Here is a 14,534-nt window from a genome sequence, read left to right as displayed (position 1 = left end):
GCGCGACGGGTCCGCATCACGCGGCAGCGACCCGCGTCCGCCGTCCGATTCCCGGCAGTTCGATCTCGTGATCGTCTCCAACAGGCTCCCCGTCGACCACGTATCGGGCGAGGGCCCTGAAGCCGTCTGGCGCCCGTCTCCTGGCGGGCTCGTCGCGGCTCTCGAGCCCATCATGAAGCGCGAGGACGGCGTCTGGATCGGATGGGTCGGCATCCCCGACGCCCACTTCGAACCGTTCGTCGCCGACGGCATCGACATCACCCCCGTTTCGCTCAGCGCAGAGGACGTCGAGTACTACTACGAGGGCTTCTCGAACGACACCCTGTGGCCTCTCTACCACGACGTGATCGCCCCGCCCAGCTTCCACCGCGAGTGGTGGGACTCGTACGTGCAGGTGAACCGTCGGTTCGCGGATGCCGCCATTGCGCGCGCCGCCCCGGGTGCCGTCGTCTGGGTGCACGACTACCAGCTGCAGCTCGTTCCGAAGATGCTGCGGGACGCCCGTCCCGACCTCGTGATCGGATTCTTCAACCACATTCCGTTCCCGGCCTACGGCATCTACGCCCAGCTTCCGTGGCGCAAGCAGGTCGTCGAGGGGCTGCTGGGCGCCGACGTGATCGGCTTCCAGCGCCTTGCGGACGCGGGCAACTTCGCTCGCGCCGTCCGTCGCCTGCTCGGGTACGAGACCCGCGGGTCGGTCATCGACGTCCCGCTGGCGGACGGCGAGGCCGTGGGCCACCGTCACGTCAAGACGAATCGTCGGGGCACCCGCGTGCGCACCGTCCTGGCGAAGCAGTTCCCCATCTCGATCGACGCGGAGCACTACCAGGAGCTCGCATCGCGTCCGGACATCCAGGCACGGGCCAAGCAGATCCGCGAGGAGCTCGGCAACCCGACGACGATCATGCTCGGGGTCGACCGGCTCGACTACACGAAGGGCATCCGGCACCGTCTCAAGGCGTACGGGGAGCTGCTGCGCGACAAGAGCGTCGACGTCGACGACCTGACGCTCGTTCAGGTGGCGAGTCCGTCGCGCGAGCGTGTCGAGACGTACCGGCAACTCCGCGACGAGGTCGAACTCACGGTGAGCCGCATCAACGGCGACTACTCCACGATCAGCCACACCGCGATCAGCTACCTGCACCAGGGGTATCCGCGCGAGGAGATGGTGGCGCTCTACCTGGCAGCCGACGTCATGTTGGTCACCGCTCTTCGCGACGGCATGAACCTGGTGGCGAAGGAATACGTCGCCAGCCGCATCGACAACGACGGCGTGCTCGTGCTGAGCGAGTTCACCGGGGCATCGGATGAGCTCAAACAGGCACTGCTCGTGAATCCGCACGACATCGAGGGCCTCAAGGACGCCATGTTGAAAGCCATCGACATGCCGTCGAGGGAGCGCGGCCGTCGGATGCGCGCCCTGCGCAAACGCGTGCTGACGCATGACGTGCAGCGTTGGTCCGCCACATTCTTCGACGCGCTCACCCACGTGACGCACGACGACGATTACGGTGCTCACGAGAAGCCGGCACCGACGCCTCCGAGTGGGCGGGTCGAATAGTGGACGAGGCGACGCGCTCGCGGCACGACGCCGCTGTCGCCGGTGATCCGGACCTCGCGGATGCCATACGGCGCCTGGCCGAGACCCCTCGCCTCCTCGTCGCCCTCGACTTCGACGGCACGGTCAGTCCGCTCGTGGACAACCCTGCCGATTCCCGGGTCATCCCCGAGGCGCGCTCGGCCCTCGACCTGCTCGAGCACACGCCTGATACCTGGGTCGCGTTCGTCTCCGGACGCCCTCTCGACGGCTTGATCCGGGTCACAGAAGCAGACGAGTCCGCGCTCCTCATCGCGTCGCACGGTGTAGAGGTGCGACTCACCGGCGGCGCCGTGGATGTCGGACTCAGCGACGGGGAACGCTCACGGCTTGCCGCGCTCGCGGTCGAACTGGACCGCATCGTGGCGGCGACGCCTGGATCCAAGATCGAACACAAGCCAGTGGGACTCGGCCTCCACACGCGAGGGGTCCCCACGAACGCCGCCGCTGCGGCGAACGAGCAAGCGAGGGCGGCAGCCCACGCGATCGGCGGAGGGTTCCTCGAGCGGGCCGGCAAGGACATCCTGGAGTTCGCGGTGCGCGACGCCACCAAGGGGGACGGCATCGAACGGCTTCGCGAGCATGTCGGCGCAACGGGCGTGCTCTACGCGGGAGACGACGTGACCGATGAGGACGGCTTCGCCGTGCTCACGTCGGACGACGTCGGAGTGAAGGTCGGGCCGGGGGAGACGCGTGCGGGCTTCCGCGTCGCGGATCCGGATGTCGTCGCCGGCTTGCTGCAGAGCCTCGCCTCCCTGCGCGCAAGGAACTGAGCGCTCGGGTCTCGGGCGTAGTTCTCGAGTGCTGGATCCGATCACGCGGCGTCGAGATCCCGCGGTGCCCCTTCCGCCGCCGCGCGGCGGGAGCCGCGTCCGGCCTTGATTCCGCGTCCGAGTGCCAGGAAGAACAGCACGAACGCGACGGTCAACAGGATGTGACCCATCCCGGCGATGCCGGCGATGGCCGGGCTGTCCGCGGCGTCGGGCACGAGGATCTGCAGCGTGCCCTTCAGGGCGAGCGAACCGACGGTGACGGCCAGGCCGATGTTCCAGATCCAGAGGAACCAGCGCATCCGACGGTCGGCGCCGAGATGGAAAAGGCGATCCAGGGCCAGGGCGGCGAGCAGCACGACGGTGCCGAGGACGAGCGCGTGCGTGTGCACCACGGCGAGCTCCGTGCTGCCGTCGAATCCGGTGGCTTTCGTCACCTCGCGGAAGGCGAGCCCTCCGGCGAGACCGACTCCGGTCCAGACGGCGGCGCTCACGAACAGCCTGTGTTCCGAGGCTGAAGCGAGCGGGGTGCGAGCGGTCGTTGCGGTGGTCATGGTGTCTCCTCTTGTTGCTCGGGCGACGCCCTACCGATCCGAGCAGCGGCAGCGGGAAGTCGCGTGCGGCTGCCGCAGGCGGAGGCGGAGGCGGCAGAGCGTGGTCGGTGATGTTCGGGACAGGGTGTCGCAAAACAGGGACAGCGTAGGCTCTGCGACAGGGTGTCGTCAAGTTGGCGACACGGTGTCGCGTAGTCGGAGGTCCGGTTGCCCAAGATCGATGCGCCGACGGTGGCCGAGCACCGAGCGCGGATGCAGGACCGCCTGGTGACGGCGGCCGACGAGATACTGCAGTCCGGCGACGCGGATCGGCTCACCGCCAGTGCCGTGAGCGCCGCGGCGGGCATCGCCCGCAACAGCATCTACCGGTACGTCGACAGCATCGAGGACCTGCGCGCGCTGGTCGTGGCGCGACACCTTCCGGAGTGGATGGCCGCGGTGCGTAAGGCCGCGGACGAGGCCCCGGACCCGGCAGAGCGCGTCGCCGCCTGGGTGCGCGCGAACCTGCGGCTGGCATCCGGCACGGCGCATGGCTGGCTCATGGGAGCGGCCCGTTCCGCGCCGGCCCCTGAGCGCACGCAGAAGATGGACGCGGCGCACGGCGAGCTGCGCGAGTCCATTCTGACGGCGTGCGTCGAGGCGTTGGACGGCGATGCCGCTCGAGGCCGCGTTGCGGCATCCGTCGTCTTCGCCGTCGTCGACGCCGGCTTCCGCAGCCTGGACCGCGGAGCCGATCTGGCCATCGTCGAGGCGGCAGCGGTGGGCGCGGCATCCGGGGCACTCGAAGGCCTGCGCTGAACTCATCGCACCGAACCGACCGCGCGGAACGATCGCTGATCGGTGTACGGAACGGTGGTACTGAGGGCACCAAGCATCCGTCGAGAGCGGGTACAGCGCGGTCCTAGACTCGAGGACATGCCAGAGATCGACATCAAACCGCGCAGCCGTGTCGTCACCGACGGGATCGAAGCCACCACCAGCCGCGGGATGCTCCGGGCTGTCGGCATGGGCGACGAAGACTGGGACAAGCCCCAGATCGGCATCGCGAGCTCGTGGAACGAAATCACGCCCTGCAACCTCTCCCTCGACCGGCTCGCTCAGGCTGCGAAGGAGGGCGTGCACTCCGGCGGCGGATATCCGCTTGAGTTCGGAACCGTCTCGGTCTCCGACGGCATCTCCATGGGCCACGAGGGCATGCACTTCTCGCTGGTCTCCCGAGAGGTCATCTGCGACTCGGTCGAGACCGTGATGATGGCAGAGCGCCTCGACGGCTCAGTGCTGCTTGCCGGATGCGACAAGTCGATCCCCGGCATGCTCATGGCGGCGGCGCGACTGGATCTGGCATCCGTCTTCCTGTACGCGGGCTCGATCGCGCCCGGCTGGGTGAAGCTCTCTGACGGCACAGAGAAGGACGTCACGATCATCGACTCGTTCGAGGCGGTCGGCGCGTGCAAGGCGGGCACCATGAGCCTCGAGGACCTCAAGCGCATCGAGTGCGCGATCGCTCCTGGCGAGGGTGCCTGCGGCGGCATGTACACGGCGAACACCATGGCCTCCGTCGCGGAGGCGCTCGGCATGAGCTACCCGGGATCCGCGGCGCCGCCTTCGGCCGACCGCCGCCGCGACTACTACGCGCACCGCTCGGGCGAGGCGGTCGTGAACATGCTGCGCACGGGGCTCACCTCGCGCGACATCCTCACGAAGAAGGCGTTCGAGAACGCCATCACCGTCGCCATGGCACTCGGCGGCTCGACCAACGTCGTACTGCACCTGCTGGCGATCGCCCGCGAGGCTGAGGTGGAGCTCACGCTCGACGACTTCAACCGCATCGGTGACAAGGTGCCGCACATCGCCGACATGAAGCCGTTCGGCAAGTACGTCATGAACGACGTCGACAGGCATGGCGGCATCCCCGTGCTCATGAAGGCGTTGCTCGACGCCGGACTGCTGCACGGCGACTGCATCACGGTGACCGGCAAGACCATCGCGGAGAACCTCGCCGAGATCAATCCAGAGCCGCTCGACGGCGAGGTGCTGCACACGCTCGACAACCCGCTGCACCCGACGGGTGGCCTCACGATCCTGAAGGGATCCTTCGCTCCCGACGGCGCGGTCGTGAAGACCGCAGGATTCGACGCAGCCCTCTTCGAGGGACCTGCACGCGTGTTCGAGCGCGAGCGCGAGGCGATGGACGCCCTCACCCGCGGCGAGATCGGCCATGGCGACGTCGTGGTCATCCGCTACGAGGGACCGAAGGGCGGTCCGGGCATGCGCGAGATGCTCGCCATCACTGCCGCCATCAAGGGCGCGGGCCTCGGCAAGGATGTACTACTCTTGACAGACGGACGATTCTCAGGCGGCACAACCGGCCTGTGCATCGGCCACATAGCACCCGAAGCAGTGGACGCTGGTCCCATTGCCTTCGTGCGCGATGGTGATCTGATACGGGTCGATATCGCTGCTCGCTCCCTCGACCTACTTGTCGACGAGTCCGAGCTGGCCTCCCGCCGGGAAGGCTGGGAGCCCCTTCCTCCGCGCTATACCCGTGGCGTTCTCGCGAAGTATTCCAAGCTCGTGCACTCCGCTGCGGAGGGCGCGATCACGGGGTAACTCGCGTTCGTTCTGTTCCTCATCGACGCATTCGAAGGACATCGTCCCCCATGACAACGGATCCTAGAGCCGTGCCGGCTTCGGCAGCGCGAGCTGCCGGGGCCGATGGCACTTCGCCAACGCCTGCCACTTCACAGAGGCCAGGCCTCATCACCGGGTCGGCCGCCATCCTGCGGTCGCTCGCCCATCTCGGCGTCAAGGATGTCTTCGGCATCCCAGGCGGCGCCGTCATCCCGTTCTACGACGAGCTCATGGCGCAGGACGCCATCAGGCACATCCTGGTGCGTCATGAGCAGGGCGCCGGGCACGCCGCCGAGGGCTACGCCACGGCGAGCCGCGGCGTCGGCGTCGCCATCGCCACCTCCGGACCCGGCGCGACCAACCTCGTGACGGCCATCGCCGACGCCCACATGGACTCGGTGCCCACCCTGTTCATCACCGGACAGGTGTTCTCGACCCTGATGGGAACGGACGCCTTCCAGGAGGCCGACATCGTCGGCATCACCATGCCCATCACGAAGCACTCGTTCCTCGTGAAGGATCCCGCTGACATCCCGTCGACGATCGCGGCCGCGTACCACATCGCCTCCACGGGCCGGCCGGGACCGGTGCTCGTGGACGTGACGAAGGACGCCCAACAGAACCTCATGGAGTTCTCCTGGCCCCCCGTCGTCGACCTGCCGGGCTACCGTCCCGTGACGAAGGCGCACGGTAAGCAGGTGCACGCCGCGGCACGCCTCCTCGCGGAGGCGTCGAAGCCGGTGCTGTACGTCGGCGGCGGCGTCGTGCGGGCGCAGGCCTCAGAGGAGCTCCTCGTGCTGGCTGAGACGACGGGTGCTCCCGTGGTCACGACCCTGATGGCGCGCGGCGCGTTCCCGGACTCCAACAAGCAGCACCTCGGCATGCCTGGGATGCACGGTACGGTCGCCGCAGTGCTAGCACTGCAGGACGCCGACCTCATCGTGTCGCTGGGCGCCCGCTTCGACGACCGGGTGACCGGCAAGGTGTCGGAGTTCGCACCGCACGCGAAGATCGTGCACGTCGACGTCGATCCGGCCGAGATCTCGAAGATCCGGCATGCCGACGTTCCGATCGTCGGCGATGCCAAGGACGTCATCGCCGATCTGACCAACGCCTACGAACACGAGATCGCCGAGGTCGGTGCACCCGATCTGAGCGACTGGTGGGCCAGGCTCGACGGGTTGCGAAACGAGTTCCCGCTCGGTTACACACCGACCAGCGACGGGCTGCTGTCGCCGCAGGCGATCATTCAGCGCATCGGCGAGATGACGGGACCGGAGGGCGTGTACGTCGCTGGTGTCGGACAGCACCAGATGTGGACCGCGCAGTTCATCAAGTACGAGCGGCCGAACGCGTTCCTCAACTCAGGGGGAGCGGGCACGATGGGCTACGCCGTCCCGGCGGCGATGGGCGCGAAGGTGTCCCAGCCGGACCGCGTGGTGTGGGCGATCGACGGCGACGGATGCTTCCAGATGACCAATCAGGAGCTCGCCACCTGCACGATCAACGACATCCCGATCAAGGTCGCGATCATCAACAATTCGTCGCTCGGCATGGTGCGGCAGTGGCAGACGCTCTTCTACGACGGACGCCACTCGTTCACCGACCTCAACACCGGGCACGAAACGGCGATGATCCCCGACTTCCTCAAGCTGGCCGAGGCGTACGGTGCCCTGGGCATCCGCGTCACCAAAGAGGAGGAGATCGACGACGCCATCAAGCTCGCACTGGAGACGAACGACCGGCCGGTCGTCATCGACTTCATCGTGAGCCGTGACGCCATGGTGTGGCCGATGGTCCCGCAGGGAGTCAGCAACTCGAACGTGCAGTACGCCAAGGACAACGCACCGACCTGGGGAGAGGAGTAGGCCATGTCGACACACGTGCTGTCGCTGCTCGTCGAAGACAAGGCGGGTCTGCTCACCCGGGTCGCCGGCCTCTTCTCCCGGCGCGGGTTCAACATCTCCTCGCTCGCGGTGGGCGTGAGCGAGGTGCCCGGCCTGTCGCGCATCACCGTCGTGGTGGACGTCGAGGATGCCCCGCTCGAGCAGGTCACCAAGCAGCTGAACAAGCTCATCAACGTGATCAAGATCGTCGAGCTGGACCCCGACCAGTCCGTGCAACGCGAGCACCTGCTCATCAAGGTGCGCGTCGACCACACCACCCGTTCGCAGGTGCTCGAGGCCGTGAACCTGTTCCGCGCCCGCGTGGTCGACGTGGCCACCGACGCGCTCGTCATCGAGGTGACAGGCGACACCGGCAAGACCGAGGCGCTGCTTAGGGTGCTGGAGCCATACGGCATCAAGGAGATGGCCCAGTCCGGCCTGCTCGCCATCGGCCGCGGATCGAAATCCATCACGGACCGCGTCTTCAAGAACTGACAACCTCGCTCACCGCGTCTTGAGCCTGTCGAAAGGCCGGGAGCACAACACCAACGGACCCTTCGACAAGCTCAGGGGACGACTCACAAGGAGAGAAACACAGCTATGGCTGAGATCTACTACGACAACGATGCTGATCTGACGATCATCCAGGGCAAGAAGGTCCTCGTCGTCGGCTACGGCTCGCAGGGTCACGCCCACGCGCAGAACCTGCGCGACTCGGGCGTCGAGGTGCGCATCGGACTTCAGGATGGCTCGAAGTCGACGCAGCGCGCGCAGGAGGCCGGCTTCCAGGTCGTCACGCCCGCTGAGGGCACTTCGTGGGCCGACGTCATCGTCATCCTCGCGCCCGACCAGGTGCAGCGTCACCTGTACGCGAACGACATCGCGCCGAACATCTCGGACGGCAAGGCGCTCGTGTTCGGACACGGCTTCAACATCCGCTTCGGTTACATCAAGGCGCCGGAGGGCGTCGACGTCGTCATGATCGCCCCTAAGGGACCTGGCCACACCGTTCGCCGCGAGTACGTCGCCGGCCGTGGCGTGCCGGTGATCGTGGCCGTCGAGAACGACGCGACGGGCAACGCCTGGCAGCTCGCCCTGAGCTACGCGAAGGGCATCGGTGGCCTGCGAGCCGGCGGCATCAAGACCACGTTCACCGAAGAGACCGAGACCGACCTCTTCGGCGAGCAGGCCGTGCTGTGCGGTGGCGTGTCCCACCTCATCCAGGCGGGCTTCGAGACGCTCACCAACGCCGGCTACCAGCCGGAGATCGCCTACTTCGAGGTGCTCCACGAGATGAAGCTCATCGTGGACCTCATCTGGGAGGGCGGCATCTCCAAGATGCGCTGGAGCGTCTCCGACACCGCGGAGTACGGCGACTACGTCTCCGGCCCCCGCGTGATCGACGAGGGCACGAAGGAGCGCATGAAGGGCATCCTCGCCGACATCCAGTCCGGCGCGTTCGCCGAGCGCTTCATCGCCGACCAGGATGCAGGCGCCCCCGAGTTCCTCGCCGACCGCAAGGCGGGCGAGGAGCACCCGATCGAGTCCACGGGGCGTGAGCTGCGCAAGCTCTTCGCGTGGAACTCGAGCGACGACGACGACTACGTGGACGGCGAAGTAGCCCGCTAGGGCTCGTACTTCACCGTCCACGTAGTCGCTGGCGACGGTGTCCATCGGGCGCCGTCCCTGGCCGGCGCCGTGTGGACGGCGAAGTATCCGGCGCCGTGTGGACGGCGAAGTATCGAGCTGGGTCTCCACCCGGCTCCACTCGGCCCGTTCGGGACGAGATGGCTCCTTATCAGGGCCGCCTCGTCCCGAACGGGCCTTGTCGTCGTGATCGGCGTCGCGCAGAAGTGCAGACACGCGGAATTCACCTCTTAGACCCTTGTTCGGGGGTCAACCCCTGTGGTCGCATGAGGTCTCATGAGCGATTCCTCAGGACCCAACGACCACTCCCACTACAACGAGCCGTCACCTCGCTGGTGCTCGTGCGCAGTGCCCGACGAGCCCGAGCAGACGCGCGGCATCTCCCGGCGCGGCCTGATCGCCGGCGCGTCCGCGACGGCCGTGCTGACCGCGGCAGGATGGCCGGGCATCGCCCAGGCAGCGCAGCCGAGCAAGAACGTCAAATCCGTGACCATCACGATCATGGGCACATCGGACATCCACTCCAACGCCATCAACTGGGACTACTACAAGGACGCCGCCTTCAGCGACGCGCAAGGCGATGTCGTCGGGTTGGCGCGCGTATCCAGTGTGGTGAAGCAGATCCGTGCGAGCCGCGGACGCGAGAACACGCTGCTCTTCGATGCGGGAGACATCATCCAGGGGACCCCGCTCGGGTTCTACTACGCGACGGTCGAGCCGACAACCAAGACCGGCGCCGTCCACCCGATGGCGATCCAGATGAACGCGCTCGACTACGACGCCGTCGTGCTGGGCAACCACGAATTCAACTACGGTCTCGACTTCCTCGACCACTGGGTCTCGCAGATGCACGCACCGGTGCTCGCGGCCAACGCGGTGCACTCCGCAACGAAGATCCCGAAGTACAAGCCCTACGTGATCAAGACGATGAAGCTGAAGGGAAAGCCGCCGCTCCGCGTCGGCGTGCTCGGACTCACCAACCCCGGCGTCGTCATCTGGGACAAGGCGAACGTGAGTGGCAAGCTCGACGTGCTCGACGTGATCGAGACGGCCAAGAGCTGGGTTCCCAGAATGCGTCGCGACGGGGCGGACGTGGTCGTCGTCAGCGTGCACGCAGGCGATAGCGGCCTGTCGTCGTACTCGGGCGACCTCCCCGTGGAGAACGCAGCAGCGCTGCTGGCCGAGCAGGTGCCCGACATCGACGCCGTCCTGTTCGGCCACGCGCACATCGACGTGCCGCAGCGGATCGTGACCAACAGCACGACCGGCAAGCAGGTCGTGATGAGCGAGCCGAAGTGCTGGGGCGAGCGCCTCAGTGTCTTCGACCTGACGGTCGAGTTCGAGCGGGGCCGGTGGAGCGTGGCGTCCGGATCCGCGACGACGATCAACACCAACACCGTCGAGGACGATCCGGCGATGGTGGCGCTCGTCACGCCGCAGCACGACGCCGTCGTGAAGTACGTCAACACGGCCGTGGCCACCTCGACCGAGGCGATGTCCGCTGCCGAGGCGTGCTGGAAGGACACGGCGATCCTCGACTACATCAACGTCGTGCAGACGGCCAAGGTCACCGAGGCGATCGCAGGCAGTTCGTACGCGAGTCTGCCCGTGGTGTCGATCGCCGCTCCGTTCAACCGAGCGGCGACCTTCCCGGCCGGATCCGTCACGATCAAGGATGTCGCGGGCCTCTACATCTACGACAACACGCTGCTCGCCTCGGTGCTCACGGGATCCCAGATCAAGGACTATCTCGAGTACTCGGCCCGCTACTACACGCAGGTGGCGGCATCCGCGGCAGTCGATCCGGCGTCGTGGACCAACAACCACGACCTGCCGGACTACAACTACGACCAGTTCTCCGGCGTCGACTACGACGTGGACATCGCACAGCCGGAGGGATCGCGCATCATCGCGCTCACCTTCAACGGCAGCGCCGTGACAGACGATCAGCAGTTCGTCGTCGCCGTGAACAACTACCGGCAGTCGGGCGGCGGCGGATTCCCGCACATCGCGGACGCTCCGGTCGTCTACAACGCCCAGGTGGCCATCCGCGAGGCGATCGTCGCGTACGCGACGGAGCAGGGCACGATCGATCCGGCCACATTCCACGTGGAGAACTGGCGACTGGTGCGCGACGGCGTGCCTGTGTTCTGATGGGGGCGCCCGACCGCTCGTGAAGCACAGTTCTGAACGGTGGTTTCGCGAGACGCTTCACACGACGAACCGCTGACCCCGGCGGACGGCACGAGGCCCTGTGGCGCTCGTCAGCCGTCGGCCGGGGTCAGGTCGTACACGACCCAGTCGACCGATGCCACGCTGTCGTAGAGCGCGCGGGCACGCGTGTTCGTCGCGGCGGTGATCCAGCGCACCTTCGTCGATCCCTCCTCTGCGGCGAGCCGCGCGACGGCGTCGATGAGTGCCCGCCCGATCCCGCGGCCGCGCACCGCGGGATCCGTGAAGAGGTCGTCGAGGAACAACCCGGCTGAGGCGGTGCTCGGTCGTGCGAAGGTACGGACGTGGGCGATGCCGACGGGACGATCGGTGTCGTCCACCGCCACCAGCCCGCGGACCTCGTGGTCGGCATCCGCCAGCCAGCCCCACACTGTGGACAGCACAGCTTCGTCTGGTGCGAGCTCGTAAAAGGCTCGATACGCGGCGAACAGCTCCCGCCAGCGCTCCCGGTCACGTGATTCGATGCCGCGCACGGTCCACGTGTTCATGCCACACCGCCGTCCGGCGAGGTGAATCCGATTCGCCAGCTCGCGAATCGCGGCTTCCAGTCCCTGCTTCGGGCGAGGGCGTTCGAGACCGGACGGCCTGGAGGCAGATCCGTCGGGATGGCGGGGGCCGGTGCGCCGACGGCGGCGGCGAACACCGGCATCCAGTCAGCGGCGGTCGCCGGCTCGTCGTCCACGATGTTCACCACGCCACGCGGCCAGTCGAGTGCGAGCACAGTTGCGGATGCCGCATCCGTCACGTGCACGAAGTCCACCACCCGAGCCATCGGCCGCAGGGTCCCTTCGTGGGCCGCCACCGCATCCATCGCACCACGGGCACGCCAGGTGCCGGGACCGTAGAACTGGCCGTACCGAAGCACGACGCCATTCGCCAGCTCGAGAACGGCTGCCTCCAGCTCCGGGACGCCGGGCATGACGCCAGGACGATACGGCTCGGCCTCGGTCGCCAGCGTGTCGCCGTCCGGCACGATCCAGCTGATGCTCTGCGCGACCATGCGGTCGACGCCGTGCCGGCGTGCGGCGTCCACCAGCGCGCGCGTTCCCTCGATGCGCACCCGCGCGTTCGCCTGCAGGTCGTACTGCGAGAGGTCCGTGAGCTCGTGGATGACCGCATCCGGTCTCGCGGCGACGAAGGCCTCCTCGACGGAGGCCTCGTCGTACACGTCCATGACGAGCGGATGCCCGCCCGCCTCCTCGATCACGGTCGCCTTCTGCGCCGATCGGCTGGTGGCCCAGACCTCGTGTCCGGCAGCGACGAGTGCAGGTATCACCTGCCGGCCGATCGCGCCGGCTCCGCCGGCGAGCAGGATGCGCATGCCCTGTCCTTTCGAAGAGAGATGCTCAGGCTACGGCGAGCGAGAGCGGGTCGCAGGGCCAATCACGAGCACGCGGATTGGTCCGAATGCGCGCATTCCTCGGCCTCGTCCCGCGTCGAAGGGGGCGAGGCGTTCGTACTGATCGACCGGATCGGGGCAACCGCACCAGCGTGCTCATGTGCGCGAAGGGGCTCTGAACGCCCACTATCCTTGAGGTGACCGCGCCCCGATGGCCGTGGCGTGCGGGCGCATCAGCCCACGCCTCCCTCATTCGCTCCTATCGAAGGGTCCCTTCCGTGTCGAAACCGGTCGTCCTGATCGCCGAAGAACTCTCGCCCGCCACCGTCGAGGCCCTGGGACCCGACTTCGAGATCCGCAACGTGGACGGCACGGACCGCCCGGCGCTCCTGGAGGCTCTGTCCGACGCGGACGCCGTGCTCATCCGCTCGGCGACCAAGATGGACGGCGAGGCGATCGCCGCTGCCCCCAAGCTCAGGGTCGTCGCGCGTGCGGGAGTCGGTCTCGACAACGTCGACATCAAGGCATCCACCGAGGCCGGCGTCATGGTGGTCAACGCGCCCACCTCCAACATCATCTCGGCCGCTGAGCTCACGATCGGCCACATCCTGTCGCTGGCGCGGCACATCCCGGCCGGGAACGCGTCGCTGACCGGTGGGGAGTGGAAGCGTTCGAAGTACACCGGCACGGAGCTGTACGAGAAGACGATCGGCATCATCGGTCTCGGTCGCATCGGCGCCCTGATCACGGCACGCCTGCAGGCGTTCGGCACCTCGATCATCGCGTACGACCCGTACGTGACCTCGGCCCGTGCGCAGCAGCTCGGCGTTCAGCTGGTGACGCTCGACGAACTGCTCCAGCAGGCGGACTTCGTCACCATCCACATGCCGAAGACGCCGGAGACCCTCGGCATGATCGGCGACGACCAGTTCGCCCTCATGAAGAAGAGCGCGTACGTGGTCAACGTGGCCCGTGGCGGTCTCATCGACGAGGATGCCCTCTACCGTGCACTCACAACCGGCACGATCGCCGGCGCGGGCCTCGACGTCTTCGTGAGCGAGCCCCCGCTCGAGTCGCCGCTCATCACGCTCGACAACGTGGTCGTCACGCCGCACCTGGGTGCCTCGACCGCCGAGGCGCAGGAGAAGGCAGGCGTCTCGGTGGCGCGGTCCGTGCGTCTCGCCCTGTCGGGCGAGCTCGTGCCAGACGCCGTGAACGTCGCGGGCGGGGTCATCGATCCGTACGTGCGCCCCGGCATCCCGCTGCTCGAGAAGCTCGGTCAGGTGTTCAGCGGGCTGGCCAAGAACAGTCCGATCACGAGCGTCGACGTGGAGATCCGCGGCGAACTCGTCGACTACGACGTCAGCGTGCTCAAGCTGGCGGCGCTGAAGGGCATCTTCACCAACATCGTGAGCGAGAACGTCTCCTACGTGAACGCACCGCTCCTGGCGGAGCAGCGCGGCATCGAGGTGCGCCTGCTGACGGATGCCGCCAGCGAGGACTACCGCAATGTGCTGACCCTGCGCGGGGCGCTGGCCGACGGATCGCAGGTCTCGGTCGCCGGCACGCTCACCGGCCCGAAGCAGATCGAGAAGATCGTTGGCGTGAACGGATACGACGTCGAGGTCCCGCTCGCCGAGCACCTCATCGTCATGGTGTACGACGACCGCCCAGGAATCGTCGCGGTCTATGGTCGCGAGTTCGGTGAGGCCGGCATCAACATCGCCGGCATGCAGATCGCCCGCACCACTGCAGGAGGCAAGGCGCTGAGCGTGCTGACGGTGGACTCGCCGGTGCCGGACGGCATCCTCGACTCCGTGCGCGCGGCGATCGACGCCGACGTGATGCAGGCCATCGACATCACCGAGTCGTAGAAGC

At 67.4% G+C, this 14,534-nt stretch carries 12 protein-coding genes; 9 read left to right on the top strand and 3 right to left on the bottom strand.

Annotation, left to right across the window (positions count from 1 at the left end):
• The first annotated feature begins 67 nt into the window (after nucleotides 1-67).
• Entirely contained in the window at nucleotides 68-1,561 is a 1,494-nt protein-coding gene (locus tag HII28_RS04130; protein WP_170024252.1) for a trehalose-6-phosphate synthase, read from the top strand.
• The gene (gene otsB / locus HII28_RS04125; protein WP_346769178.1) at nucleotides 1,561-2,370 is read left to right on the top strand and encodes a trehalose-phosphatase; all 810 of its coding nucleotides are present in this window, start codon (nucleotides 1,561-1,563) and stop codon (nucleotides 2,368-2,370) included. Before HII28_RS04130 ends, otsB begins: the two co-directional genes overlap by 1 nt.
• 41 nt (nucleotides 2,371-2,411) lie before the next feature.
• Here the strand turns inward: otsB and HII28_RS04120 are convergent, their stop codons facing one another.
• The gene (locus tag HII28_RS04120) at nucleotides 2,412-2,921 is read right to left on the bottom strand and encodes a DUF2871 domain-containing protein (protein ID WP_170024251.1); all 510 of its coding nucleotides are present in this window, start codon (nucleotides 2,919-2,921) and stop codon (nucleotides 2,412-2,414) included.
• Between the two features lie 207 nt (nucleotides 2,922-3,128).
• Between HII28_RS04120 and HII28_RS04115 the strand changes: the two genes are divergently transcribed.
• The 6 genes from HII28_RS04115 (at nucleotide 3,129) to HII28_RS04090 (ending at nucleotide 11,239) form a co-directional block, all read left to right on the top strand.
• On the top strand, nucleotides 3,129-3,719 hold the full coding sequence (locus HII28_RS04115; protein ID WP_170024250.1) for a TetR/AcrR family transcriptional regulator: 591 nt from the start codon (nucleotides 3,129-3,131) through the stop codon (nucleotides 3,717-3,719).
• 117 nt (nucleotides 3,720-3,836) lie between these two features.
• Entirely contained in the window at nucleotides 3,837-5,531 is a 1,695-nt protein-coding gene (gene ilvD / locus HII28_RS04110) for a dihydroxy-acid dehydratase (RefSeq protein WP_170024249.1), read from the top strand.
• A gap of 50 nt (nucleotides 5,532-5,581) precedes the next feature.
• Nucleotides 5,582-7,420, top strand: coding sequence for an acetolactate synthase large subunit (locus HII28_RS04105; RefSeq protein ID WP_170024248.1), 1,839 nt, complete (start codon nucleotides 5,582-5,584; stop codon nucleotides 7,418-7,420).
• 3 nt (nucleotides 7,421-7,423) lie between these two features.
• On the top strand, nucleotides 7,424-7,933 hold the full coding sequence (gene ilvN / locus HII28_RS04100; RefSeq protein ID WP_170024247.1) for an acetolactate synthase small subunit: 510 nt from the start codon (nucleotides 7,424-7,426) through the stop codon (nucleotides 7,931-7,933).
• Between the two features lie 105 nt (nucleotides 7,934-8,038).
• Entirely contained in the window at nucleotides 8,039-9,067 is a 1,029-nt protein-coding gene (gene ilvC, locus HII28_RS04095; protein ID WP_170024246.1) for a ketol-acid reductoisomerase, read from the top strand.
• Between the two features lie 294 nt (nucleotides 9,068-9,361).
• On the top strand, nucleotides 9,362-11,239 hold the full coding sequence (locus tag HII28_RS04090; RefSeq protein ID WP_170024245.1) for a 5'-nucleotidase C-terminal domain-containing protein: 1,878 nt from the start codon (nucleotides 9,362-9,364) through the stop codon (nucleotides 11,237-11,239).
• Between the two features lie 110 nt (nucleotides 11,240-11,349).
• Here the strand turns inward: HII28_RS04090 and HII28_RS04085 are convergent, their stop codons facing one another.
• Nucleotides 11,350-11,805: a GNAT family N-acetyltransferase gene (locus tag HII28_RS04085; RefSeq protein ID WP_170024244.1), complete on the bottom strand. Its 456-nt coding sequence runs from the start codon at nucleotides 11,803-11,805 to the stop codon at nucleotides 11,350-11,352.
• On the bottom strand, nucleotides 11,802-12,638 hold the full coding sequence (locus HII28_RS04080) for an NAD(P)-dependent oxidoreductase (RefSeq protein WP_170024243.1): 837 nt from the start codon (nucleotides 12,636-12,638) through the stop codon (nucleotides 11,802-11,804). Before HII28_RS04080 ends, HII28_RS04085 begins: the two co-directional genes overlap by 4 nt.
• 296 nt (nucleotides 12,639-12,934) lie before the next feature.
• On the opposite strand from HII28_RS04080, the gene serA reads away from it, so the two are divergent.
• Entirely contained in the window at nucleotides 12,935-14,530 is a 1,596-nt protein-coding gene (serA, locus tag HII28_RS04075) for a phosphoglycerate dehydrogenase (protein ID WP_170024242.1), read from the top strand.
• Nucleotides 14,531-14,534: the final 4 nt, after the last annotated feature.

The organism is Planctomonas sp. JC2975 (assembly GCF_012985205.1).
GTDB lineage: Bacteria > Actinomycetota > Actinomycetes > Actinomycetales > Microbacteriaceae > Humibacter.
The sequence above is the reverse complement of the archived record's forward strand: the minus strand, read 5'-3'. Positions and strand labels throughout refer to the sequence as shown.